The following is a 26,424-nucleotide window of genomic DNA, read 5'->3' as shown; positions in this document are numbered from 1 at the left end:
CATTTCAGGAGTTTATTTTTAATGATCAACGGGTAGATACAGAATGTATGGATATAAAAAAAGCCGCTTGTGTAAGCGGCTTTTTTGAAAAACACAGAGCTGTAAAATCAGTCTTTGTTTTTGATGTCCTGAATCTCAAGACGGATCTCCTGAGCTAATTTCTTTAATTCCTGAAGGCCTTTACGCGCACGTGTACCCGCTGCTTTGTTGCCCTTGTCGTAGAATTTTTCCATTTCTACAGTGGTTTCTTCTACGAGGTTTTTGATTTCTTCAACTCTACTCATTATGTAGCTCCGTTAAATTATTTATTAGTTAAGTTTTTCTGTTTTCAGAAAGTGCGTTGAAGCTATTCAATCGGGAATATCGAGTCAAATTAAAAAGTGCTTTTTTAGCATAAATTTTAAACTTTTTTTCGAATCACTCGATTTTCGTCACTTTATTCAGCGATGGCCAGTTGGCAAAATCAGTAGCGGTAGTCAGTTTTACGGGATGGTCAAAATTCCGAAACTCATCGGGAAGAGTTGTTTCTGCAAATCCGGCCGGTAAACTGCTCCAGGAGAGCTTTTCTTTGCTTTCTGAAATCAGGATTTCATCTTTCTCATTTTTAGAAAACAAAAGAATATCTGCATCATCCAGCTCGGCTGAAATTGACCGGCTGAATTCAGGTAATGGGACATGCAGGGGGGCTCCGTTTTGCTCTACAAGACTTGAAATCAACAAATTGGGAGTGTCATGGTGAGCATCAAAAGCTTTTTTATTGAGCAGGATATCATCTCCCTGTTTGGTTAGTAATCCTTTCTGGAACCCATGAATGCCTATGGTGGGAATTCCCTGATCTGCAAACAGCCCCACCAATCGCTTGTTAAGGTCTTTAATGGCTCGCAGACGCGCGTCCTCTCTCATCATGCCTGTTTGTATGAGCCGGTCGGTGTAGGGGCTGTCACCGTGAATTACGATCCCCTTACGGTCCCCAAGCTTAGCCAGAGATTTGGCAAAAGCAGTGAGAAAAACCGTATTCTCCAGGTGTTCGTGGTCTAGTACAGCGATGAAATTAATGGGCATTATTTGTAACTATCCTATGAATTAAAGCAAATGTATTTATAAAACTTACTGTATAAGTATGCTAACTCTTAAACCTTATTCAATTTTATTAAAGGAAAAATATTTGCCGTGAGTTTCAGAAAAGAGAACAAGATTTGACTTATCTATAAAATCGATTATATAACAGAGATTTAAATTTTCCGTTATTTCTTTTATCAGTACCAATTGATCAGGTTTGAAAACTTCAGTGTAGATATCATCATTACAATCAGATGCCGAAACATTGTACTTCAATTGATAGTGATATCGACTGTTTCCTTCCATTATGACTGTCTCAGAAAAATCCCAATTTAAGCCCTCAGGTTTTACACTTTCCCATTCTCCTAAAATTAATTCCTTCGGATCGGGATCTAATGAGATTGCCCAAACCATAATTAAAGATAGAAGAGTTCGTATTACCATTATTTTTTAAGAGCAGAAGATTTAAAACTAAAGGGTAGCAGGTCGAGGGAAAGGTGCTCAGACTGTGTTCCATCAGAATGATGAAGAATAATATCATGATAGGGAAGCAGCTCAGAGATTACCTGGCGGCAGGCTCCGCACGGACTGCTGATTTCTCCTTTTCGGGTATGAACTTCCAGACGGGTAAATTCTGTGTATCCTGCTGCAAAAGCTTTGGAAATAGCCACTCTTTCGGCACAGATTCCGTGTGTCCAGGCACTGACTTCCACATTCACTCCTTCGAAATATCCATCTTCTGTAAATAGGATTGCCGAAACAGGGAAATCAGAATTGGGAGCCACAGCCTTATCCAGAAGGGATTTTAACCGGGGAAGCGCGTCAAAGTCTTCTTCAGAAGTTTGGAACAGATCTTCCAGATCATCTACAGGCGGATCATTGGTTTCTATAATCTCCAGATTAAATTCACCGGCCCAGTAATCCAGCTGTTCGGATGCAGAATCTTCAGTATAAATTCTAACCGGAATCTCACCTTCACTCAGGCAAATAGCACAAGCGGCTTGAACAGCGGGGATGGTAAGCGGATAGGAAATATTCTCTATTCTGACCCCGGCATAGTATTTCCCGGATTTACTTTCTACAACACACGCACTATTATCAGATGAATAGGGTACATAAGATCGTTCGTAAAGAGAGTTCCAGCTCATATTAATTGGTTATTGCGGAGAAGGCTGCATCTGCAACTTTGGCCCTGATTTCACTGATTCGCTTTCCATACGACCGGTATGGAAACGTTCGGTTGGTTAACAGAATAACGGCCATATTTTTCTCTCTGTCAATCCAAAGACTGGTTCCGGTAAAGCCCAGATGTCCAAAGGTGTCTTCACTTGCAAGTTGCCCGGCTGTGGAAAAGCCGTTCGGGCTTTTACGGTCGAAACCAAGTCCCCGGCCGCTGAGTTCTGATTGAAGGGATGTAAATAGCTGAATGGTTTCAGGCTTAAGATATCTTTTACCGGAATACACGCCTCCGTTAAGCAGCATGGTGCTGTATTTAGCCATATCAATGGAGGAGGAGAACAACCCGGCATGTCCGGCTACACCATCCATAAAGTATGCCCGTTCGTCGTGCACTCTGCCGCGAACCTTACCGCGATCAAAAACAGTGTCAATTTCTGTAGGTGATATGCGGGGTACCAGCCAGCTGCTGGTTGAAGCCGGATTGAAAAAGGTGCTGTACATATTCATCGGGAAATAAAATTCATTTCTCATAAACCGGTCCAGCCGGCTGCCGCTTACTTCCTGAACTATTTCACCCAGAAGGATCATCCCCAGATCACTGTACCTGTATTCAGAACCGGGTTCGTAGATCAATGGCTCATTTTTAATAGCCTCAACGATTTGGTTCCTCTCGGTAAGTGAATCCACATAAACGCGGAAAGGGGGGAGTCCGCTTTGATGAAGAAGAAGGTCACGGATCGTAATGCCTTTCTTCTTGTCGGTATTAAATTCTTCAATGTACCTGGTAACAGGATCGTCGAGCGTAATTTCACCCTCATCAACCAGTTTCATAATGGCTGTGGTGGTGGCCATTACTTTGGTGATGGAGGCCAGATCAAATACATCCGTATCTCTGACGGCTTCCGTTTTTGCGTAATCCTGATAGCCATAACCACGATTGTAAGCTAGTACACCATCTTTCACGATTCCGACAACCGCTCCGGGAAACACCGAATCCCGAATGGCTTCATTAATGATCCGGTCCACCTCAAACTGTTTTTCATGATCCAGGTGCACTTCTTCTGGCTCGCCAAACCTCAGGGTGGTATGTTCCATTTCCAGTCCGGCCCCTAATGGATAAAGTCCGGGTATTTCGATGGGAAGTTTTGCACTGATTCTACTGGCACCAAACAGGGCAGGCACCACTCCATGAACCTGCTGAGATGAATTGTACCAGCCTAAAACATGTGCATCGGTGTCCTTCAGATCAGAAAGCACATAGGGATTCCCGAATGAAACCAGTACCGAGGGCTTCCGGCTTTTCACCAGGTTATTCAGGAAATATTGCTGTTCGGAATTCAAGTGAACGGTTTGGCCGTGTCTGAGATGCAAAAAAGATCCTATAATGATCAGGTCAACATCACCGGCTTTATTCAGTATTTTTCGCTTATCCTGCTCACTGGTACGTTCATCATAAATGTGAAAAGAAACATCGGGGTGATAATCCCGGAGTTCTCTCACAAAGTCTGATCCCGTTCTACCAGACCTGTCATCCGCAACGGAAACCACCATGATCTCCGGATATTCAGAAGGGAGCAGAGGCAAAATATCGTTTTCATTCTTTAGCAGCGTGATAGATTCTCTGGCTATGCGGCGGGCTTCAGCTTCATGAAAAGCCGTGTTTATCTTGTTATCCAGCTCATCGATATCTACCTGGTTTTCCGAATCGAAAAGCCCGTATTGTTGCTTCCAGAGCATGAGCTTGGCAAAGGATTTATTAATTCGCTCCTCCGTAATTTCACCGTCTTCAACGGCTTGATGAACTTCGTTGATGGCTGTGTAAACATCCGGGCTGATGAGCATGATATCAGCACCGGCGTTCAATGCCTGAACTACTGCTCGCCCCGGGGAGAATTTGGAACTGATGCCTTTCATTTCCAGGCCATCGGTCACCACCACGCCATCAAACTGCAGGGAGTCTGTAAGCAAACTACCAAGGATAGCTGAATCGAGTGTGGCAGGAAGGAATTCAGTTGGACTCAGGTTTGGAAAGGCAATATGAGCACTCATCACGCTACCTATACCACCATCAATTGCGGCCCGGAAGGGTATTAGCTCAAGGGAATCAAGACGATTGTAGTCGTATTTGACAACGGGAAGGTCGCTGTGCGAATCAACATCGGTATCTCCATGGCCGGGAAAATGTTTGGCCGTGGCTACCACCCGCTCACTTTGCACACCCTGCATAAATGCCGTTCCAAAATCAGATACAATCTGAGGATCACCGGAAAAAGAGCGGACATTGATAACCGGGTTGTCCGGATTGTTGTTTACATCCAAAACGGGTGCGTAAATCTGGTGAACTCCCAAAGCCTTGGCTTCGATGGCGGTTATTTTACCCATCATAAAAGCATTCCGCTTGTCGCCCGAGGCGGCAACGCCCATGGCAGGGGTGAACCGGGTTGTGCCCGACACCCGCATCGCAGCTCCGAACTCCATGTCTTGCGAAATCCAAAGAGGGAATTTGGCCATGCGTTGTAGCTTATTGGTCATGATGGCCTGCCCGTAAATGTCACCGCGCATAAAGATAATACCACCTACATGATGCTGTTGTACCAACTCTTCCAGCAGCTTAAAGCTTCGGTCTTCACGGTTTGTGAATTCTCCTTCGGCCGGAATAAAGAACAACTGCCCGATTTTCTCTTTCAAAGGAGTGTGTACAATCAGGGAGTCGAGATATTCCTCTGAAGTTTTATCGATGGTTTTTACGGGAAAGTTTTGAACCGTTTGTCCAAAAAGAAATTCGGACAGACTTTGGGCATTTCCTGCTGTAGTATTTATCAGAAGAAGAACGATCACGATAAAAAAAGCCGTGGAAAACCTGCTTTTCATAAAAAACGAGTTGTAGATGATTTTTTGACCTTAGTACGCTCTAAATGTACGTGTTAGTAACAGACTACGCCAACGCTTTATTTCTTAGCCTCTCAGAGGAAACAACTTAACAAAGTATACAGTTACTACTTTAAACTGGATTTTAGCCTGCTTAAATTCCACCGAAATAAATTTTCTGTATGAATGCACATTTTCGCTTTATTTACAGCTTGAAAATGCTCATCATTGGCTATGATAAGTGACGAGAAGAAAGAAGAAGTACGGGCAGCCGCAGATATCGTGGAGGTGGTTTCAGACTATGTAAAACTGAAGCGGTCGGGCAGTGGATTCGTGGGACTCTGTCCTTATCATGATGAAAAAACTCCTTCCTTTAACGTAACGCCCCGTCTTGAGATTTTTAAATGCTTTGGCTGCGGTGAATCCGGCGATGTATTTAAGTTTGTGATGGATCAGGAAGGGGTAGGCTTTAATGAGTCCGTTCGTCAGCTTGCCGAACGTTACGGAGTGTTCATCCCTGAAGAAGATAACGAAGAGCCCAGCGAGAATTCCCAGCTTCGGGAAGGTATTTATCATGCACTGAAATTTGCGGGTGTATTTTATTACCGGAACCTGATCGAAAATCCGGAAGCTGAAAAAGCCGTCAAGTACCTTGAAAACCGGGGATATAACCGGGAAGTGTATAAGAAATTCGGGCTTGGGTTTTCCCCATCGGGAGGAGAGGAACTGTGGAAGGCCGCAAAGAACGCCGGTATTGATGAAAATTACTTAGTGGAAGCCGACCTGATTAAACCAAGTAATCGCGGCAGTGGCTTTTACGATACTTTTCGGGGAAGACTGATGTTTCCCATTTTCAATCCTACCGGAAAGGTAATTGCCTTTGCGGGACGGGTTCTGGGGAATGAAAAAACAGCGAAGTACATTAACTCCTCGCAAACCAAAGTGTATAACAAAAGTGAAGTTGTTTACGGGGTCAATTTTGCAAGGAATGAGATTCGAAAGAACAAGGAAGTGATTCTGGTTGAGGGATATACGGATGTGATTACCCTGCACGAACATGGTATTAAGAATGTGGTGGCGAGCAGTGGAACGTCGCTCACACCCGGACAAATGAAGATTTTGCACCGTTATGGTGAGCGAATTGTGATGATCTACGACTCTGATGATGCCGGCCAAACAGCTATGAAGCGCGGTATTAACATTGCCCTGGCTGAAGGCATGGAAGTGCAGTTGCTGGAACTGCCTGAAGATCAGGATCCCGACTCTTTTGTTAAGCAATTCGGTAAAGAATCATTTGAGGAGCTCAAAAAAGAGGAATCCGGCGATTTTGTTGATTTCCTGTTGCTGAAGGCCGGGGAAGAGGGCCGGCTCGAAAAACCGACCGAAATACCCAAAGTTATTACAGAAATCCTGGAGTCTGTTGCCAATATCAAAGATTCCATACAGCGACAAGTGTATGTGCAGTACCTTCATCAGAAGATGCAGAAGTTCCAGAAGGTGAAGGAAAGCGATTTATACGAGCAGCTGGAGCGGGTAATGAACGACAAGCGCTGGGAAGAGAAGCGGTCTCAGAGAAGGGAAGAAGCACGGCAGCGTTTTCAGGAGGATAATGTTACCCGGGATCCGGGAATGAGCGGTGGGCCCATGGATGAGCCACCTCATCCATCCGGTGAGCAAGCGTCGGCAAGAACCCAGCCACGCTCCAGGAAAAAACCTCACTTTGAGAAAGAGCTGATCCGGCTGATGATTACATATGGGCGCAGTATGGTGGAATACATTTGTTCGTTCACCAATTCCAAGCTGTTTGAGGATGACGAACTGCGCATGTTTTACGAGAACATCATTGAGCGATACAAAGAAGAAAGTGAGATTTCTGTAAATACTTATTCCGGTATGGATGACCCTTTCCCGCGGCTGGTCGGCGATGTTCTTCTTGAGCAGCATACCGCCAGTGACCGACATGAAGAGAAAGTGGGACTGAAATATGAAAAGGATAAAAATCCCTATAAAACGGCAAAAAGCTCGATTCGGGCTGCTCAGATTAACTTTTATCGGCATAAACAAAATGAGCTGGCCGATAAAATTGCCGCCGCTAACGGTGATGAAAAGCTGGAGCTGATGGAACGGCAGAAGGATATCAAATCAAAACTAACCCGCCGGGAAACTACCGATCCGGACGATCTATATCCCGACCCGGATTCTGAAATTGATCATCATGTAAGCGACAAGGTATTTCAATATAAGATGAAGGGGGAGGAGTGATGGGTGATTAGGTGGTAGGGTGATAAAGTGATTAGGTGATTAGGTGATGAGTGAGTACTACAGTATAGGTGGGAATCTGATTGGTTTTTAAAGTATTAAGATCAAGGGCATTGCCGCGAGATGACTACTTAAAAAATCACCCTATCACCTAATCACTTTATCATCCTATCACTCTTCCAGCTCACAATTGAGCATCCAGCGGATACCGAATTTATCTTTAAGCATACCGTATCGGGCGCCCCAAAAGGTTGTTTCTAAGGGCATGGTCACCTCGCCACCTTCTGAAAGCAGTTCAAATAACCGGTCTTGCTCTTCTTCTGATTTCAGATTGATGTTCAGCTGCACGTTATCGCCCTCCGTTATATCTTTATGAGGGGCACCGTCCGAAAACATCATTTGGATACCATCGGCGTTCAGCTCTCCATGCATAATCTTTTGTTTATGATCGTCATCCACGGGCATTTCGGTGTCTCCGAAGCGTTGCAGAACAGTGATTTCACCATCCAGGCATTCTTTGTAAAAATTCATGGCTTCTTCGCAGTTTCCCCGAAAAAATAAATATGGAACAAGCGTTTTCATGTAAAAATCAGATTAGTTAGACGTTAAGGCATATACTAAAATATTTGCGCCCATTTGCAAAGCTTTTTGTCGGAGTGATTGCGGGGTGTTGTGCACATCTGCATCCGCCCAGCCATCTCCGAGGTTAGACTCATAACTGAAATAAACCACCAGCCGTCCTTCATAAAAAATACCAAACCCCTGTGGTGGTTTACCATCGTGCTCGTGGATTTTAGGCAGGCCATTCTCAAAAGTGTAAACCTGATCGTAGATGGGATGATTGAAAGGAATCTCGATAAACTCTTCATCCGGAAAGACTTCTTTCATGGCCGGACGAATGTATTCATCCAGTCCGTAGTCGTCATCTATGTACAAAAAACCGCCATTCTGCAGGTACTCACGGACGTTGCGGGCTTCTGTTGAAGTGAGAGCAATGTTGCCGTGACCGGTCAGAAAAACAAAAGGGTAGGAATGGAGATCGGCGCTGCCCAGAGATACATCCGTGTAAGAATCTGCTATCTGGATTGGGACATTGCTCTTTGTAAAGGAAATAAGGTTTTCCAGAGCAGACGGATCATTATACCAATCGCCACCGCCCCGATATTTAGCCCGGGCAATTTCGAACTCTCCGGAGCTTTGGGCGTAAATAGCCGGGCTTCCTGTAAAGGCTAAGAACGGTAATAATACATAGAGAATGGTTGAGCGCATAAATGGATCTGTAACAAATTGAATTTTTGAGCGCAGTGAACTAAAGAAAATATAGCATATTGATATTCATAATCACAGCCACCTTCAAATCTAAGGTTATACCGTGTAGATGTGCTATTTATTGTTAGAGATTGGGATTCCGCTCCACATTGGTGGTTACCGTATCGGATGCAAGAGAACCGAACACGCCAATGCCGCCATTCACATGATAAATTACATTTTGAATCTCTCCGGGAGAAAGGGTGGAACCGCCCAGCTGCACTTGTTGTGATCGCACAAAGTCGTACACGTTATCATCCAAAGTATTGGCTACAATGTTATTCAAGCCATAAAAGGCAATGCCAATCCAGGGGTATTGTACCGTAACCGAGCCATCCGGGTTCACTTCAAAATTACCCTCATTGATGATGCCGGAGCTGTTATTAGACAGCAGGGTTAAATCTTCTTCAGGGTCTTCGCTGTCCTGGAATATATCAAAATAGAAAGGGGTGAGGTCTTCAGCGTCCGGTTCAAAACTGATGGCATTGAATACAAAGATATTCTGCCGGCCGGGATAGGAGCTTTCACTAAGGGTGATTTCAAGCTGTTCGGAGGATTGATAAACCACAGACTCAGCAACACCGCTTAAAATCCCAAAGCTTCCGGGGATAATGGTATGTGCCGTGATGACATCATCGGAGCCCGGGAAAGATATATGTAACTGATACGTTCGCTCAGGAATTACTGCATGATTCTGATCGGGTTGATAGATGCCGGGTTCAGCATTAGAATATGAGAAGGACTGTTCTACAGCACTTTCCGGCCCGCTTGCCAATAGTCGTACTTCGATGATTGCATCGTTTATGGCAGCCTCTTCAAAATCATACACTTCATCGGCCGGAATGGTGGAAGAAAGGCGAACCTGTGGGAGCTGCCGATTGGCTACCAGGTATGATTCCACCACATAATATTCCTCATAATCATCTTGCGGATATACATTACACGAGACAATAAGAGCAGAAATGAATAAGGTTAATAATGTTAGGTGCTTCATGTTACTAAAAGTTGACGGTGTAAGAAATTGAGGGCAGAATGGGCAGCAGGTACACAGGGTTACGCTCCACCGGGTTTTCATCAAAGTCGAAGCTGTAGAACCATACATTCCGGCGTGAGTACACGTTGATGAGTTGCAGCTGAAGCTCTGAATCGCCCAAATCAAAGAATTTCCCCTTCCTTGAAAACGATACATCCATCCGGTGATAACTTGGAAGTCGTGATGCATTCACACGACCCACGGTAAAGGTGTTCCGGTCATCAAAAGTCCAGGGAAGATCAAGCTGCACGTATCGGCCTAAAACCTTGGTATAAGACTGACCGGTAGCAAAGTTGAACGAAGCGGTAACTTTCCAGCGCTCGTTTAACTGATAATTTCCAACCAGGTTTATATCGTGCCGGCGGTCGTATTTTGGCGGGTAAAAACGTGCCGTTTGTCCTTGCTGTGTTATTTCAGAGTTATAACCGGGAAACCTTCTCCAGGTATAGCCGAGGGTATAACCGATGAACCCGGTAAAGTCACCGGCTCTTTTTTCAAAAAATACTTCCACCCCGTAGGCGCTTCCATCGCCTACACGGAATAAATCTTCATATAAGAGCCCGGCAACGTCGGGAAGGAAAGGATCCAGCTCGAACAAGTCTTCCATGGTTCGATAATACAGTTCAACATCGAGGCCATAATCTTCAAAAGGGATGGTTTTAGCTCCGAGTACAAATTGATCTCCATAAGCTGGAGAAACACCTTCAGCCGAAGTAAGCCATACATCAAAGCCGGAAAAAGCTTCGTTGGTTACAAGGGTCAGGAACTGGTTATATCGTCCATAAGCTGCCTGAAGGCGTACCCGGCTTCCCGGCCGGTATTCCATGGAAAAGCGGGGTTCAATTCGCACATAATCGCCATCCGAAAAATAGTTCATACGCACTCCCGGGGTGAAAATCCATTGATCGTTGGGCCGCCATTCATCCTGCACATAAAATGATGCATACTGATTTTGAATCCGACTTCCGAAGGTGTCCTGTCCGTCAAAAGTATCCTGCAGCTTGAAAGTAAAAATTCCGGACCAAATGCCGGTTTCGATGGTGTGGTTGTTGCCGGGTAAATATTCAAGGTCGGCTTTCAGGGAAAAATCATAGATGTTGTTGGAGCGGCTAAACTTGGTGCCTGCAAAATCAAAACCCGGAAAGTTAAAGTACCGGGAACCGGTTAAAACGAAATTCGAAAACAGTTTTTCCGAAAAGATATGAGTCCAGTTACCGCTCAGCGTCTGATTCCCATAATTCAGGTCAAACTCTGCATCGTCAGCAAAAGGAAAAGTCACCTCATCCTGCCCGGCATAGAAGGCTAGGGAGAGCTTATCGTTCTGAGTGGCATCGAAATTCACTTTTCCGTTAACATCATAGAAATAAAATTGACTGGGAACGTTATCTGTAGTTTGTCGGAGTCCGGCAAGTAAGGGTTCAAGTGTTGATCGCCGTGCGGAAAACATCCACGAGCCTTTGCTGTATGGACCTTCAATCGAAGCCCGGGAAGCCAATAGTCCTATGGTTGCCGTCCCGTCCATCTCATTCCGGTTTCCGTCTTTGTTGTAAATCGTCAGTACTGAACCCAACCGGCCACCGTACTCTGCCGGGTACCCGCCTTTGTATAATCTCACATCTTTAATGGCGTCGGGGTTGAAGGTGGAGAAGAAGCCGAAAAAATGACTGGGGTTATACACGGTGGTTCGGTCTAAAAGGATCAGGGTTTGATCAGGGCTTCCCCCGCGAATATACAAACCACTCGAAAAATCAGAGGCGGCCTTAACGCCGGGCAGCAGCTGAATGGACCGAAATACATCGGCTTCGAAAACAGACGGGAGCTCCTGTATCAGCTTGGCATCAACCTGAACGGTGCCAATGTTCTTCTGCTCTTCTTCCTCCCGGCTGGAGCGTACCACAATTTCATCAAGTTCCACACTTTCGGGAACCAACTCAACATCCAGTCTCAGATTCTCTCCGGGCTCAAGGGTGACTTGTTGACGAAATGGCTTATATCCTACATAACTGCAAAAAAGGGTATAGGTGCCGGGCTGAATGTTTGGCAGGGAATAATACCCAAGGGTATTGGAGGCCGTGCCTTTATTGATTTCACTGAAACCAATATTTGCGCTGATGAGCGTTTCCCCGGTTTCAGAATCTGTGATGTATCCGTTTAAAGAAGCGGCTTGCTGCGCTAAAGCAGGTGTGTGTGTCCCGGTGATGAATATGAATGCCAGTAAAAGTGTACGGTACATGAAGTTTGAGTCGTCTGATTTTTTGAGGTACTTACACGAACTAGTTCAAAGAAAGTTAGCGCTAAATTCATTCCCAAATGTTAAGAAACTATTACTCCGGGTTCTTTTCAAAAAAGGGTTTTTTGATTGGCTGGAATGGGCGCGAAGGGTTGAAACCCTTCGCTTGTGTACCGGAGGAGTAGGTGTAAAAGGTTGTTCATTTATTATACCCTTCGTTTGAAAATCTGCCGGTCCCATGTTCATTTTGGCTTGATCCAAAACGAACCAAAAGATCAAGGCGGGCGAAAAAAGAGCTAAAAGTGACTGCATTACGCTAAAATAAATCAATGCTCCATCGCTCTCTGAGTTGGCTTCTTTGGTTCTCAGCGGTGTGATTTATTTCTTAACGCTTCATTTCGTCTCTTTCTTTACGCTTTTTTTTCTAAGGCCGGTTAGTATTTTCTTCAATTTCTTATTGACGACTTTGACCTTATTTATAATCGCTTGGCTGGAATGGGCGCGAAGGGCTGAACCCCTTCGCTTGTGTACCGGAAGAGATGGTTGCTTAGTGATAACATGGTGGCCGGGGCTGAGATGGATTCCGGTAAGCAAGCGAGTCGTTTACGGCATCGCGGTGGATTGGTAATGTATTGAAGGGCTAAACCCTTTCGCTTGTGTACCGGTGTAGATGGTTGCTTTGTGTTGACATGGTGGCCGGTTCTTAAATTACAGCCCCAAATCCCCCTGTTCGTCCTCGCCGGGGATGTCAAGATCGGTGCTCAGTTCTTTGTTTATGGCTTTGATGAAATGCTTCGAAAGCATGGGCGATTCTTTCTCCAGGTTCTGATGCACAAAAAAGTACAGCTTCTCAAGTCCCTGCTCTTTCCAGAACTTGAGGCGTTCCACCCAATCATCGAGGCGGTCATAGTCGCTGGCGTGATTGGCACCCACATATCGGATAAAAGCAACGGGGGAGGTGAGTCGCATATGGAGCAAATCACGTCGACCGGCTGTGTCCGTGATGATATTGGCGACCCCGTTTTCTTCGAACAACTGATAAACCTGACTCGCTACCGCTTCATCATTGTACCAATCCGTATGCCGCAATTCGATGGCTAAAGGTATATCATCCGGCCAGATTTCCACCAGCCGCTGAACCCGGTCAAAATCTTTGGGTTTGAAATCATCCCGAAGCTGCAGGAATATCATTTCCAGCTGCTCCCCAAAACCGCGCATTCCGTGGAGGTATTCTTCCAGCGAAGCCTCAATATTCTTCAATCGCTTGAAATGACTGATAGTGTTCACCACTTTGGGAAAGAATTTGAAATCGTCCGGGGTTTTCTCCGCCCATGTTTCCGATTGTTCAGGTCCTTTATTCCCGTAAAAGGTGGCATTCAGCTCAATAGAATTAAACTGCCGGGAATAGTATTCCAATTCGTCTTTGGTTCCGCGAGGGTAGAATCCTTTCAGATCTTTCCTATTCCATTTGGCACAGCCCACATAAGCATCAAAATCGCCACCACCTTTTTGATTTAATACCCGCAGGGTGTCGGGGTGATCGGGTGGGAGGGTGAAGTCGATTTCGCCGGGATTATCTACCTTACCAAATTTCATAGTGGGAATGTTGAATTTTAAATGTTGAATGCTAAATGTATACGATGTTAATTTAACATTTAGCGTTCAACATTTAGAATTATTTATGGGAGAAGAGATATAATAAAGTCCTCAATTTTTCGTACCTTTATGGCAGTTCATTGACGTATTGGGGGTGTTCTGGATTCGACGGGTTGAGTATCACCGTTGGTTGCGTGTCGAGAGTGTCCAATGATTCTCGTAATAACAATCATTATGGATCAAAAGTAATTGACAATAATTACTCTTACCGCTTAGCAGCATAAACTGACTAAGCCGTCCCGCCGGTTAAGTGCCTGTCATTGCCGGCCCGGACGTCATACAAGACAGGATATCGTAAGCGTGCCTTCTGCCGCGTTTGCGTGAAACTTTAGCAGAATAGGTTGAAGTCGCTTAGGTACTGGGCTCGGCTTCACCCGAACTACCAATCAGTACCTACACATGTAGATGCTAACAGGTCTACCTTCCCGGACCGGGGTTCGACTCCCCGCACCTCCACAATAATCATTTATTTAAGCCATCATATTCGAGAGAGTGTGATGGCTTTTTTGTTTTTTATAGAATGCTGTGTGATTGGCAAACTAAATACTCTCTTTATTTAAGAAAGTGCGCTGCTGCTGCCTTTAGTTTCGGATTTAGAAAAGCCTAATTCGAATTTCGTACCCTTACCGGTTCCTTTGTAGGAGAACGTACCTTCCAGTTGTTCGGTAAGGGCTCCAATAAGGTTGAACCCCAATGTATTATCGTCCGGCTTAAAATGATCGGGAAGGCCTTTCCCAAAATCTTCAATCACCAGTTGTATTTGGTCACCTTTATTAATGAGCGAAATATGCAGTTCACCGGGTTCGCCTTCACTGTAAGCGTGCTTTATGGTATTGGTGATGACTTCGTTGATGGTTAAGGAAAGCGGGATGGCCTGATTGATGTTCAGTTCCAGGTTTTTATCAATATTCAGCTGAACGTTGAGTTCGGAGCCAGATTGAAAAATGGAGGTAATACCGGATACAAGCTTATCCATACTTTCATTGAAGTCCAGCCTCGAAAATGTTTCTGATTTGTACAGGATTTCATGTACAGCTGCCATCGAGTTGATACGGCTTACGCTGTCAAATAACTTATTTTGTAAGCGTTCATCATTTTCGCCGAAGGCCTGTAAATGGAGCATCCCTGAAATTACAGCAAGGTTATTTTTTACCCGGTGGTGTATTTCATTAAGAAGAGTACTCTTTTCTTTCAGAGCTTCTTCCAGTTTTTCTTGCCGCAGCTTTTCTTCGTGAATATCCTGAACGCTTCCAAGAATACGAATGCACTCGCCCTTTTCCATTTCACTTTCCCACATAACCCGTACCCAGCGGTCTTCTCCGGTTGGGGTTTGGACCACAAGTTGGGTCTCAAAAGAAGTTCCGTTTTTAATGGAGTCTTCTAATGCATCAAGCATTCGGTCTCTTGCTTCTTTATCTCTGATCAGGGGAAAGGTATCCTCTGTGTTGGGGTCAAAACCGGTATCTACCCGATGAATTGATTTTACGGTCTCAGACCAGTACCTCTTATCTTTTTTTACATCGTATTCCCAGTGCCCGATTTCAGCCAGTTGATAAGCCCTGTTAATCGTTTTCTGGTTCTTAGCCAGAATTCTTTTGCTCTCTTTCAGTCGGGAGTAGTTTCTTAGCTCTCTTACTACAGCCGGAAGCAGTCGGTCAGGTTTATCCTTCATGATATAATCTGAGGCTCCATCTCTCATTGCCTGTACGGCTAATTTTTCAGGGAGATATCCAGTGACCAAAATAAATGGAAGATCAGGATTGATCTCTCTGACTAAGCTCAAGGCTTCGAGTCCCGAATAACCAGGGAGGTAGTAATCACACAACACTAAATCAGTATCTCCATTTTTGACAATGGCAATCAGCTCATCCCTGTTATCCGTTTTGGTAACAACAATGTCCTCCTTAAGCGTGCTGATTTTTTGTACTATGAGTTCTGCATGAGCTGCATTATCCTCAACCAAAAGTACCCTGAAAGAAGCTTTTTTTTCTGACATAGACATATTCACTTTTTAAGTGGTAATCTTATATCAAACCCAATATAAATTCACCTAAAGCAAAAGAAATATAATTAAAAATTGGTTATAAGTAATTACTTTACCTTAGATTATGGTTAGTAATTCTTAATGAACCCGAGAGATTGCTCAGTAATCCATCGTTCTGATAACTGAATAAACCTTTTATATTTCACAACCCGTTTGCGGGGATTTATTAGAAACACTACATAGCTCTTACTTTTGAAGAAACAAACAAATAAAAAAGCAGGACTCCGAAGGCATCACTTTTTCTCGGCTTTTAATTCTATCCCCGATGCAATGGTAGTGACGGACATAAACCGAAGAATTATTTCGGTGAATTCTGCTTTTGTGAAGTTGTTCGGGTACGAGAGAGGGGAAGTCAAGGGATTAGAAACATCTGTTCTTTACTCGTCTGAAGAGGATTTTAGTGATACAGGCGATGCCATGTTCAATCCGAAGTCGGATGTTAAAGCAGAAGTATATGAAGTGGAGTACAGGAGAAAGAACGGAGAAGTATTTCCGGCTGAGTCTATAGGCAGCGTGGTTAAAGACGATAATGGCGAAACCATAGGTTACCTTGCCGCGATAAAGGATTTGACCAGGGAAAAGAGAAGGAGTGAGGAAATATCACTGCTTACTAAAAGGCTCCGGCTTGTGGCAGCGATCGTGGCTAATAAGGAAAAGGATTTTGATGCCAAAATTAAAAATGCCCTTAAACTTACTACCGATTTATTGGGGTTTGAAATTGGGATCATAAGCCGGATTGAGGAGGATACCTACACGATAATGCAATATTATCCGGAATCGGCTGGCCTGGAAGTTGGGATGCAATTTGATTTGCGGGAAACCTACTGCAGTATCACGCTTGAGTCAGAAGATGTGGTGTGTATTGATGAAATGAAAACATCTCCTCATAATGCTCATCCTTGCTACTCAAAGTTTAGCCTGGAGAGTTATATCGGGGTTCCTCTGGTGGTAGATGAAGAAGCCGTTGGCACTATTAACTTTTCCAGTTCAAAGCCAAGGCAGGAACCGCTTAATGAAGCTGATGAAGACATGGTTAAGCTGCTTGGGCAATGGTTAAGCTCGGAATTTGAAAAGCAAGCCTACCAGGATGAGTTAAAAAACAGCAGAGATCGGTTTCGGCTTATTTCAAACAACTCCGCAGATCTTATTTGTCTGCATGAAGCAGACGGGACCTATGTTTATCTCTCGCCCTCGGTGGAGGATATATTGGGGTATACCCAGGAGGATTTGGTCGGTAAATCGCCCTATGCTTTATTTCATCCCGAGGATTTAAGACGCATTCAGGCCGAATCACATGAAAAAGCGTTGAAAGGAGAGCATATAGGTCGTATTCATTATCGTATTAAGCGAAAAGATGGTGAGTTTATATGGTTTGAAACAGCCACAGAACCAATTCAGAATGAAGAAGGGGACGTTGTGAGGTTGCAAACTTCCTCGAGAGAAATTACAGACCGAAAGAAGCTTGAGAAACTTTTGAAGGACACAAATAAGCTGGCTTCGGTAGGAGGATGGGAGTTTGATCTTAAAACACAGGAGCTATTTTGGACGGATGAGGTATATCGCATTCATGAACTTCCGTTGGGCTCCAAACTTAATGTGGAAGAAGCCATCAACTACTACGCGGAAGAGGATCGGCCAACAGTCGCCGAAGCTATGAATCATACCATCGAAACCGGCGAAGGTTTTGACCTGGAGCTGACGCTGATTTCAGCAAAAGGAAAAAGGAAATGGGTGCGGGCTATCGGTAAATCCCAGGTAGATGAGCAAGGAGAGCCCTATAAGTTATATGGTGTTTTTCATGATCTGAGCATGCGTAAACTCATGGAAGATCAGTTAAAAGAAAAAAACAAGCAGCTGGAACAACTGCTAAAAGCCACAAACGATATAAATGCTATTATTGGTCACGACCTGAAATCCCCGTTAAATACAATTATCGGTTTTTCTGATTTAATATTGAAGGAACTGACCGAAGAAGATGATTTAGATACGAAGAAACTAAGCAGATTTATCAACCTGATCTATACTTCTTCAAAAGGAATGAGCACCACCCTTGACGATTTACTGAAATGGTCCAGATTACAAACAGGAAATCTGAATGTAAGTATTGCTTACATAGACTTGAAAAAAGTTGCCCATAAACTCTCTGACTTTTTTCAGGCGAACCTTAGTAATAAAGACCTCACGCTGAGTTTTGATTTTTCAGATCATGCTTTCATCTATGCTGATGAGAGTATGATTCTAACCATACTGAGAAACCTGATTTCGAATGCTATCAAATTCTCAAATGAGAAAGGCGATATTAACGTGAGCCTGGATAAGTCAGAACAGGGTTGGAGGTTTGTAGTGAAAGATGAGGGCGTTGGGATGTCGGAAGAGGTTAAGCAGAACTTGTTTTCACCTATGCATCACCCCAGCGAATATGGTACGAAGAATGAGAAAGGAACCGGGCTCGGACTAAAAGTTACCGAGAAGTTGGTAAGACTCCACGGTGGCAGGGTAGAAGTTGAAAGTGAGGTTGGTGCAGGCACCACGTTCAGGTTTTTTATCCCGATTGATCTAAGGCCGGAGTGAGGGGTTGAATTAAAGATACTGCCAGCTCAACCCGGACCCTCACTCTGTCTCTCTCCCTCCGGCAGGCTGTACTACATTCCAATCCTTTGTTGGGCCGCATGGAAAGAGGACGCTTTGGTGAGGAGTTGGGGAAATGAAAATGATGTGAGCTATGGCAACAATCTTAGATATAGCGCTCCCTCCATATAAGCGCAGCGCAATAGGGAGGGCCGGGGTGGGTTGGTAGGTGGAGAAGGCTTGATATTTTACAAGAAAAGAAGCTAATTCAAAGATGAACCTTACCAAAAAATCCATCACTGAAATAGCAAGAGAGCTTCGGAAGAACCCAACCCCTTCGGAGAACAGATTGTGGAAAGTTATCAGAAACCGCCAGCTGGGTGGATATAAATTTCTTCGGCAGAAACCCTTTGTACACGAGCAGCACAATAACCGCCGGTATTTCTACGTGGCCGATTTCTATTGTGCAGAGTTAAAGCTGGTGGTAGAATTGGATGGTAAAATTCATGATTTGCAAAAGGAATATGATTACCAACGGGATGTTGTACTCAATGGACTGGGCCTGAAAGTACTTCGGATAAAGAATGAAGAACTGAAAGATATAAATCAGGTGCTGGAGAGGATTTTGGAGGTTGGGAGGAGGTAGTTTGGCCATTACATACAGGACCCTCACTCTGTCTCTCCTTCTGGCCCACCTCTATGGAAGTATGGGCCTAGAATTCCGCCGCAGGGAAAGAGGACGCCTTGGTGAGGAGGAGACTTTTTCAGGTTTGCTTGAGTTCATGCTGCGACTTAACAGAGATATATTACAGGTGTCCTTCTCCTTGCTAAGGAGAAGACAGAAGAGGTCGGAGCTGCTGAATTAAAGATATTGTCAGTTCAACCCGGACCCTCACTCTGTCTCTCTCCCTCCGGCGTGTCGGTATTATATTCCAATCCTTAGTTGAGGCCGCAGGGAAAGAGGACGCGTTGGTGAGAAGTTGGGGAAATGAAAATGATGTGAGCTATGGCAACAATCTTAGATATAGCACTCCCTCCATATAAGCGTAGCGCAATAGGGAGGGCCGCGGTGGGTCGGTTTGCGAAGGGCTGAGATTGATTATTTTAACTAAAGACTAGCTCTAAGTAGTTTGGAATATATTTTTAAAAGAACTCATCACTATTGAAATCATCATAAGTTGAACTATATTTAAAAAGAAAATTGATAATTAAGAACAAACCCTATGCGAACAAATATATCCTCCGGAGCAGAATGGGAAGATAAAGTTGGATACAGCCGGGCGGTGAAAACCGGGAGTCAGGTTTTTGTATCGGGCACAACAGGTATTGATGAGAACGGGGATGTTGTGGGAAAAGATGACATATATCTTCAGACCAAACAATGCATTCTGAATATTGAGAAGGCACTAAAGATTGCCGGCGCTTCGCTGAACGACGTGGTTCGGACGAGGACTTTTATCACAGACATCGACCACTGGGAGGAATTTGGAAGGGCTCATCAGGAATATTTCGGGGAAATCAAACCGGCCGCTACACTGGTGGAGGTTTCACGGCTCATCCATCCGGATTTAGTGGTGGAGATTGAGGTGGATGCGGTTGTTTAGGTGCAAGGTGTTAGGGAGGAGGTTTTAGTTTTTAGGTGATAGGTGTTAGTGGAGCCCTGCTACTAACACCTAACACCTAATACCTAATAACTAACACCTAAAAAACCTATTAAAACCTCACCATCATATTAAAAGAAGGCTGAATTCCTAAATCATAGACATTCACGGCCTTGGAGCTTAGCCGGCGCTGAGAAGGAGGAACCGAAGTGTCAATCACCAGGTTCAGTTCCCGATACCAGGCATTTTGATCATCAAAGAGATTAAAGATGGAAGCCCCGAATTCCATCACCACTCCGTCAAATTCTGCTTTATACTCAAATCCTGCATCCACTCTTCGGTAATCTCCCAGCCGCTCCTGTTCTTCAATCTGCAGAAAATGCAGGCGGTTCGGGGTGCCGGAAGCAAGGGTGAGACTCAGGAATGTCTTTAAGTTTGGAATAATCCTGTACTCAACGGCAGAATGGAAGCTATGTGTGCGGTCCCATTCGGTATAAAATTCCGCTCCATCAAATATATCCGGATTTCGGAAAGTGGATTCAGAAAGCGAATAGGAATGAGTGAGCGTCAGCTTTTGAAAGCGGGTTTTAAGTAAAAACTCGAGTCCTTTTGCGGTTCCGTTGTTCCCATAAAACCAGGGGGGAGCATTAAAACTATTGGTCAGGGTTTGGGCATTGATATCGAATAAACGGGCGTTTTCGAGTGATTTATGATAACCCTCCACCTGGAAAAGGGTGTTTTCAAAAACCCTGAAATACAGGCCGGCGGTGAAGTAATCGGAAGTAGTGGGTGGCTGTTCCTTCGTACTGATAATCCAGACATCAGGACTGCTGATATTGTAGAATGAGAGCCGGTGAGTGAACTGGTAATTTCGGCTGTATCCAAGAGCAAGGGAGATGGCTCGTTCGTTTAAGAACTTAAATTTTATACGGGGTGAATAGTAGAGGTAATTCCCATTGGTGTAATAGTGCAATCGGGAACCGAAATGTATATCTATTTCATCCGGAGAAGTAACATCAAGCTGGGCATAAAGATCAGCTAACCCTGATTTAAAGGTGGTGAGAAATCCGGGCCGGTCAAATGATTCTTCGAAATATTCCCCCATAAAATACTGGTAGGAAGCTCCGAACGTCCATTGGCTGGCCGGCAGTATCAAATCAAAGGTCTGGTCCATCTTTAGCTCATTGAATACGCTTCGATTTTGAAGCGGATACGTGAATACCTGGATGTTGGCACCATTTTCCTGAACCCGGTTATATACAAAATCATCCTTACTGAATTCGGAATTATAAATACTAACCGCCGCTAATGAACTGCTGTAGATCTGTTCGGAAACCGGAGATTTATAAGCCAGACTGGTGCTGAAATTGCCCCATTTATTCAGCGTCTGTACTTCTTCCAGACTAAAGCGCTGGGACGGTGCATTTGGGTTGAACCTTCTCACCAGCCGCTCAGCATCCTGGGAGACATCATCGGCGCCATAATAGGCTCCGGCAATGAGCCGGCTTCCGTTATCGAATTCAACATACATCTTTCCGTGCAGATCAAAGAAATAAGCATCATAACTGCCCGGAAAAACCAGTCGCGAGTTTATGTCGGTTACATCTTCGCCGGAAAGGTTGTTGGGTCGATCAATATTTAATCCGAAGGCAATCAGGTTATCATTGCGGAACCAGTTCAGGGAATTCATATAGGAAGTACGACCGGAAAGCAGCCAGCTGCTTTTACCTGAGGAAAAAGGTCCCTGTAATGTTGCATTGAAAGCCGTGTTGCTAAGTCCGACAGAAGCACTGAAATCATTTAATGAACCGGTCTTTGTTAGCATGTTAATAGTACCACCTGGGGAGGATTGAAACCGGGCCGGTGTCACATCATAGAAAAAACCTGAAGTTTGCAGGGCATTGGGGTTGAAGCTGTCGAGAAGGCCAAATAGGTGACTTTGATTATAAATGGTAATGCCATCCAGCAGAATATGAGTGGCATCGGCAGAGCTGCCCCGTACGTTAATTCCGTTGTTTAAAGCTGTTCCATTGGTTACAGCCGGCAGGGCCTGTAATGCTTTAGTGGTATTGTTTTCTCCTAAAGGATTGAGTACCCCGGCATTAACAAAATTGCGATAGATGCTGTCGGAACCGGCCGGGTAGGTAAAGCCGGTCACGATAATATCACTTGATTGCAGGGCTATCGGTTGCAGCCGAAAAGTAAGATCTTCGAAAGCAGTTTGCTCACCCAGGCTAATCCGTATTCGACCATTTTCGTAACCAAGGAAAGAGCAATATAGAGTAATAGCCTTTCCGGGGTAGCTTTCCTTGATGTTGAAAACGCCGGATGCATTGGCAGCCACACCTTGCTTGCGGCCGTTTATATCGTAGAATATAGTAGCATAGGGAAGTCGTTCACCGGTTTTGGCATCCACAACCTGACCTGCAATGGAAAACTTCCGGGAAGAAGAAGCTGTCTTCTTATACAGGATAACCTGCTTCCGGGAAGTATCCGTCTCTACTGAAATATTAAAGTGATATAAGCGGGTTCTCAGAGAATCAATCACGGTGGTGGAGGTAGCCGAAAAGCTTAAGCTGATGTCTGCAAGTTGTGATTCCCGGTATAAAAACCGGTACGCTTCCTTCTCTTCAATTTCCCGTATGATTTCAAGAACCGAAGCCTGTTCAAAGCCGTACTGTGCGCAGGCCTGTCGGGTTGAGCCGAGACAAACGATCATGCCAAATAGTAAAACAAGCCATAATTCTCTCATCAGGAGTTCGGTTTGAAGACGTATGAATTTTGCCCGGTTTCTGAGAAAGTGCCACCGAGAACCAGCCCAAGATCACTGAGTACGGATTCAAGGTTGTCGAGAGGAATGGAGCCGCTCAGAGTTTCCTGAAGAATGGCGGGTTGTGCCTCGATACTAATATTGAAATGCTGCTCCAGCTCATTAAATACAGATTGAACCGGTTTGTTTTGAAATACGAGTTCATTGTTCAGCCAGTCCGTAAAGGGGGCTTCTTCTGTAGTGGTTACTTCCGGAGTGGCTGTGGTTTCATTGATGAGGGATGACTGTCCAGGTTCCAGCTGAACCGATTGTTGACTGTTAAGTGCTGTGTATTGAATTCGGCCTTCCTGCAGGTACACGTTGGAAGTGTTACCCCAGTCGCTAAGTATGAAGCTGGTTCCCAATACGCGGACTTCGGATTGATCGGTTCGAACGGAGAATGTTCGGGAGGGGTCGTGTAAGACCTCGAAATATGCTTCTCCTGATAATTTGTATTCGGCAGAACTCCCGGAAACATCCATTGCGAATAAAGCAGAATAGGGGCGAAGGGTGACGGCAGAACCATCCGGTAAGGTAATAGTCTCGGATGAGGCAAAACTCTCACCAACCAGAGTTGGTGCTGTTAGTTGTTGATAGATGAAACTTCCCACCAGGGCAATCATCACAACAGCTGCAGCCATCACATACCTTCGAATGGCAGGAGAGAGGTATATAATGCGGGCAGAATCCGAAGATGCATTAATCTTATACTGAATGGAATCCCAAACAGCTTCTGAGTTCAGGGGTTCAACCTGCGTGCTTACTGATCTTTTGTAGGCAAACAAATGGGAAAGCAAAGGATCTGAAGTATTTTCCAGAACTGCTAAATCAGGCAATGCCTCTCCAATAATACGGGCCCGATTAAGGTCCTGATCATCGGGTGTTATGTTTTGGTTGTTTGCCATTATGGTTTGTTGAATCTAAAGAATCCGTGCAGGCCCGGTCAAAAGCCTGCACGGTAATGTTTGAAGTATCAGTTAAGGTTAGTCATCATCGTCATTATCGTCTTCATCATCCTCAGCAAATTCGAATTCGATTTCTTCGGCTATGAATTCGGATCTGTTATCAGGGTTTCGGTATCCTTCTACTTCGGCCTTCACGTTTTCGCCGGCGTCAAGAGCTCGTGCCACAGCTTCGAGTGAATCCAGCCCGTCCTCGCCTTCAATTTCCGTGCGGTCAGAAACTATGACCAATAAATCATTTCGAAGCGTTACGGTTTGATTCAGAGTGTCAACAGCAGCAACGGCAGATTCAATATCAATCTCATCATCGCTGACAAATCCGGTGCGCAGGTTCACTTTAAATAACCGATTTACGTTTGCAAAGCGCAGAAGGGCGGTTCCGTCACCATCCATTTCGATGGTTCCTGTAACGGTTTTGGAAGAACCTTGTCCGTTACTGCTTCTGAAAATAGTCAGTTCATAATTGAGAGTTCCGGTTACACCCTGAGTTAATGACCCGTAAGCAGCTACCGTGTCTTTATTTACCTGTATATCCAAAAAGTTGATTTCGTTTACAAAAGAGCGTTCGAACGTATCGCCTTCTCTTGTCACACCGTCGATGGAGCCATTACCATAGTGCTTTCCATCTATGGTAAGAATGGAGCTGGCATCGCTCAGGCCGGTGAATGCGAAGGTATCAGCACGGCTGAATTCCGAATTGCGGAAACGACTTTCGGTGCTACCGTTTTTATCAGACGTGAAATCAATGTTCTCAATGCGCTCACGATTCTGTCTCGGGAAAGCGATATACTCTCCGTTCACATCAGTGAATACATACGTTAATACCGCAGACAGGCTTTTCTGAAAGTTTGGATTATTCACTTCCCGGTTAAAGCTGATGGTATGCATACCGGTTTCCCGGTCGTATTCATATTGGTAATTGCTTTCGTTACCCCGTCCGGAGTTTCTGTCGTCGTCGTGTCCTTTCATCTGGCTGTCGTTGCCAAAACCGGAAGATGAGACGGTGGTTAAGGCATCATTCAGACTGGAGAAAACGCCGTCATTATCATCAGATAAGGCCTCTCCCATAATCTGTGTAGCTGCTTCAATTTCTTCTGCCGTCAGCTCCTGGTTGTCGATGTCTTTGGAGATATCATCCAGGGTACAGGCAGAAAACATGGCCGCCACCATTAAAAGTGGGATTACAGTAGTAGGTATTTTTTTAAATAGTGATTTCATAATGATTCTATTATTTATGTGTTCACTACTATTACACATCACATTCAAAGTTCCCCCAATCACATAGTAAATAAATTTCCACTGAATTTATGATAAAAAAGCACCACCACATTCTTGGATGGGGGTAAGCCTATGAATAACAGAAGTATTGCAGATGTTTTATAAATAGTCTTCTGCTGCTTCTGACAGGGATGATCGGAGATCTTTCAGGGCCAGTCCCATATGATTTTCCACGGTTTTGACGGATACATCCAGGAATTCAGCGGCTTCTTTATAGGTGAATTCCTGCATGAAACAAAGCCGGAATACGTTTTGGCGCTTCTCAGGCATGGCTGATATGGCCTCTTCGATGGTTTTGTTTAATTCTCTCTGATGGATATCCTGGTCGGGTTGAGAACCCGAAACATGGTAATCCAGCTCCCGGATTTCTTTGTTTTGATCGAATTTTTCATTGTCCCGAAAAAGGTTGAGCATCCGAGTGTAAGCAATGCGAAAGAGATAAGCCCGCAACGATTTATGCTCTTCGATGGAAGCCCGGTTCTCCCAGATATATACAAAAGCTTTCTGGATCAGGTCTTCGGCTGCTTCTTTAGCTACGCCTTTAGAGGATAGATAACGGTATAATTCATCATGATGGGCATCAAAAAACTTTCGGAATGCTTGTTGGTTGCCGTTTTTTATTTTTAAATAAATCCGGCTTTCGTTAGACTCCCCATCAAGCGAAGCACTTAAAACCAGCAGTAAGTGAATGACAGACAGTTCCATGAAAAATAGTTCGTTGAAGCTGAAGTTCAGCAAAATACCTAAGAATAAGAAATCAGTATGAAGTCATTTTGGGTAATATTGTTTCTGTTAACCGGGTTTCTATCTCTGGACAACGGCACGGTAGAGGTTTTCCGGATTGAAAAGGAAGAGCATATTGAGCTTCACGCCCGAAACACGAATTTATATCCGGTTACCATAGAGCTTGATGCAGACATTGATAAACTGGAACCCCAAAAGAAGCTTCCGCTCGTTGATTTCCTTCCCGCAAGCAGTAACCGGCTGTTGGTAAGATTCACGTATAAGGATTTAAAAGAGGGTTGGAATTTGAGTACGAGATACCGGTATTACATGGGGAATATCTTTGCCCGACACAACGATTCCTTCGCCTACCGACTACCTTTTCCAATTGGGGAAACTTACAAAGTAGATCAGGGATTTGACGGATCCTTTTCACATTACGGAGATTCCCGGCATGCTCTGGATTTTAATATGCCAACCGGAACAGAAATCTATGCTGCACGGAGTGGGAAAGTGGTGATGATGGAGGAAAAGAATAACCGCGGAGGCGGCTCGGAAGACATGATGCCCTATGCCAATTTCATCACCATACTGCACGATGACGGAACCTTTGCCGATTACTCTCACCTGAAGCACCAAGGGGTTGAAGTGCGTTTGGGGCAGGAGGTCCGTACCGGTCAGCTGATCGGGTATTCCGGCGCTACCGGATACGCAACCGGACCGCATCTGCACTTTACAATTAAGAAAGCTAAAGAGGAGGTGGCTTCATTTCCATACCGGTGAAATTCACCACCAAAGATGGCATCATCGAGCTGAAAGAAGGACAGAGTTATATTGGGTACTAGAT

19 protein-coding genes and 1 other RNA gene are annotated in these 26,424 nt (G+C 44.6%); 6 read left to right on the top strand and 14 right to left on the bottom strand.

Annotation, left to right across the window (positions count from 1 at the left end; all coding sequences use genetic code 11):
- Nucleotides 1-107: 107 nt before the first annotated feature.
- From ABFW99_RS00810 to ABFW99_RS00795, 4 genes are all read right to left on the bottom strand, one after another.
- A complete protein-coding gene (locus tag ABFW99_RS00810; protein ID WP_255134905.1) occupies nucleotides 108-284 on the bottom strand; it encodes a histone H1 in 177 nt (58 codons plus the stop codon).
- A 133-nt stretch (nucleotides 285-417) separates the two neighbouring features.
- A complete protein-coding gene (locus ABFW99_RS00805; RefSeq protein WP_349355330.1) occupies nucleotides 418-1,062 on the bottom strand; it encodes a hypothetical protein in 645 nt (214 codons plus the stop codon).
- Between the two features lie 440 nt (nucleotides 1,063-1,502).
- Nucleotides 1,503-2,207, bottom strand: coding sequence for a cytidine deaminase (locus ABFW99_RS00800; protein WP_349355329.1), 705 nt, complete (start codon nucleotides 2,205-2,207; stop codon nucleotides 1,503-1,505).
- A gap of 1 nt (nucleotide 2,208) precedes the next feature.
- Nucleotides 2,209-5,109, bottom strand: a complete 2,901-nt coding sequence (locus ABFW99_RS00795) for a glycoside hydrolase family 3 N-terminal domain-containing protein (protein WP_349355328.1) — start codon at nucleotides 5,107-5,109, stop codon at nucleotides 2,209-2,211.
- Between the two features lie 231 nt (nucleotides 5,110-5,340).
- On the opposite strand from ABFW99_RS00795, the gene dnaG reads away from it, so the two are divergent.
- Nucleotides 5,341-7,368, top strand: coding sequence for a DNA primase (gene dnaG, locus ABFW99_RS00790; RefSeq protein ID WP_349355327.1), 2,028 nt, complete (start codon nucleotides 5,341-5,343; stop codon nucleotides 7,366-7,368).
- Nucleotides 7,369-7,536: 168 nt separating this feature from the next.
- On the opposite strand, the gene ABFW99_RS00785 is transcribed toward dnaG, so the two are convergent.
- The 5 genes from ABFW99_RS00785 to ABFW99_RS00765 all read right to left on the bottom strand — a co-directional run bounded on the left by ABFW99_RS00785 (nucleotide 7,537) and on the right by ABFW99_RS00765 (nucleotide 13,532).
- Nucleotides 7,537-7,947, bottom strand: coding sequence for a VOC family protein (locus tag ABFW99_RS00785; RefSeq protein ID WP_349355326.1), 411 nt, complete (start codon nucleotides 7,945-7,947; stop codon nucleotides 7,537-7,539).
- Nucleotides 7,948-7,959: 12 nt separating this feature from the next.
- Nucleotides 7,960-8,634, bottom strand: coding sequence for a DUF4159 domain-containing protein (locus ABFW99_RS00780; RefSeq protein ID WP_349355325.1), 675 nt, complete (start codon nucleotides 8,632-8,634; stop codon nucleotides 7,960-7,962).
- 124 nt (nucleotides 8,635-8,758) lie between these two features.
- A complete protein-coding gene (locus ABFW99_RS00775) occupies nucleotides 8,759-9,667 on the bottom strand; it encodes a DUF4249 family protein (RefSeq protein ID WP_349355324.1) in 909 nt (302 codons plus the stop codon).
- 4 nt (nucleotides 9,668-9,671) lie between these two features.
- Nucleotides 9,672-11,939, bottom strand: a complete 2,268-nt coding sequence (locus ABFW99_RS00770) for a TonB-dependent receptor (RefSeq protein ID WP_349355323.1) — start codon at nucleotides 11,937-11,939, stop codon at nucleotides 9,672-9,674.
- Nucleotides 11,940-12,644: 705 nt separating this feature from the next.
- A complete protein-coding gene (locus ABFW99_RS00765; RefSeq protein WP_349355322.1) occupies nucleotides 12,645-13,532 on the bottom strand; it encodes a DUF72 domain-containing protein in 888 nt (295 codons plus the stop codon).
- A 150-nt stretch (nucleotides 13,533-13,682) separates the two neighbouring features.
- Between ABFW99_RS00765 and ssrA the strand changes: the two genes are divergently transcribed.
- Nucleotides 13,683-14,051, top strand: a transfer-messenger RNA (tmRNA) gene (gene ssrA, locus ABFW99_RS00760).
- 97 nt (nucleotides 14,052-14,148) lie between these two features.
- Here ssrA and ABFW99_RS00755 read toward each other — a convergent pair.
- Nucleotides 14,149-15,588, bottom strand: coding sequence for a sensor histidine kinase (locus tag ABFW99_RS00755; protein WP_349355321.1), 1,440 nt, complete (start codon nucleotides 15,586-15,588; stop codon nucleotides 14,149-14,151).
- A gap of 240 nt (nucleotides 15,589-15,828) precedes the next feature.
- Here ABFW99_RS00755 and ABFW99_RS00750 point away from each other — a divergent pair, with 240 nt between their 5' ends.
- The 3 genes from ABFW99_RS00750 (at nucleotide 15,829) to ABFW99_RS00740 (ending at nucleotide 19,808) form a co-directional block, all read left to right on the top strand.
- Entirely contained in the window at nucleotides 15,829-18,207 is a 2,379-nt protein-coding gene (locus tag ABFW99_RS00750; RefSeq protein ID WP_349355320.1) for a PAS domain S-box protein, read from the top strand.
- Nucleotides 18,208-18,478: 271 nt separating this feature from the next.
- A complete protein-coding gene (locus tag ABFW99_RS00745) occupies nucleotides 18,479-18,850 on the top strand; it encodes an endonuclease domain-containing protein (RefSeq protein ID WP_349355319.1) in 372 nt (123 codons plus the stop codon).
- 577 nt (nucleotides 18,851-19,427) lie between these two features.
- Complete coding sequence (locus ABFW99_RS00740) at nucleotides 19,428-19,808, top strand: RidA family protein (protein WP_349355318.1); 381 nt, start codon at nucleotides 19,428-19,430, stop codon at nucleotides 19,806-19,808.
- Between the two features lie 109 nt (nucleotides 19,809-19,917).
- Here the strand turns inward: ABFW99_RS00740 and ABFW99_RS00735 are convergent, their stop codons facing one another.
- From ABFW99_RS00735 to ABFW99_RS00720, 4 genes are all read right to left on the bottom strand, one after another.
- Nucleotides 19,918-22,557: a TonB-dependent receptor gene (locus tag ABFW99_RS00735; protein WP_349355317.1), complete on the bottom strand. Its 2,640-nt coding sequence runs from the start codon at nucleotides 22,555-22,557 to the stop codon at nucleotides 19,918-19,920.
- Entirely contained in the window at nucleotides 22,557-23,519 is a 963-nt protein-coding gene (locus tag ABFW99_RS00730; RefSeq protein WP_349355316.1) for a FecR family protein, read from the bottom strand. The genes ABFW99_RS00735 and ABFW99_RS00730 overlap by 1 nt, the downstream gene beginning before the upstream one ends.
- A 78-nt stretch (nucleotides 23,520-23,597) precedes the next feature.
- Nucleotides 23,598-24,794, bottom strand: coding sequence for a hypothetical protein (locus tag ABFW99_RS00725; RefSeq protein ID WP_349355315.1), 1,197 nt, complete (start codon nucleotides 24,792-24,794; stop codon nucleotides 23,598-23,600).
- Between the two features lie 159 nt (nucleotides 24,795-24,953).
- Entirely contained in the window at nucleotides 24,954-25,559 is a 606-nt protein-coding gene (locus ABFW99_RS00720) for an RNA polymerase sigma factor (protein ID WP_349355314.1), read from the bottom strand.
- 57 nt (nucleotides 25,560-25,616) lie between these two features.
- Here ABFW99_RS00720 and ABFW99_RS00715 point away from each other — a divergent pair, with 57 nt between their 5' ends.
- Complete coding sequence (locus ABFW99_RS00715; protein ID WP_349355313.1) at nucleotides 25,617-26,360, top strand: M23 family metallopeptidase; 744 nt, start codon at nucleotides 25,617-25,619, stop codon at nucleotides 26,358-26,360.
- Nucleotides 26,361-26,424: the final 64 nt, after the last annotated feature.

This window comes from Gracilimonas sp. BCB1 (assembly GCF_040117685.2).
Classification (GTDB): domain Bacteria; phylum Bacteroidota; class Rhodothermia; order Balneolales; family Balneolaceae; genus Gracilimonas.
The sequence above is the reverse complement of the archived record's forward strand: the minus strand, read 5'-3'. Positions and strand labels throughout refer to the sequence as shown.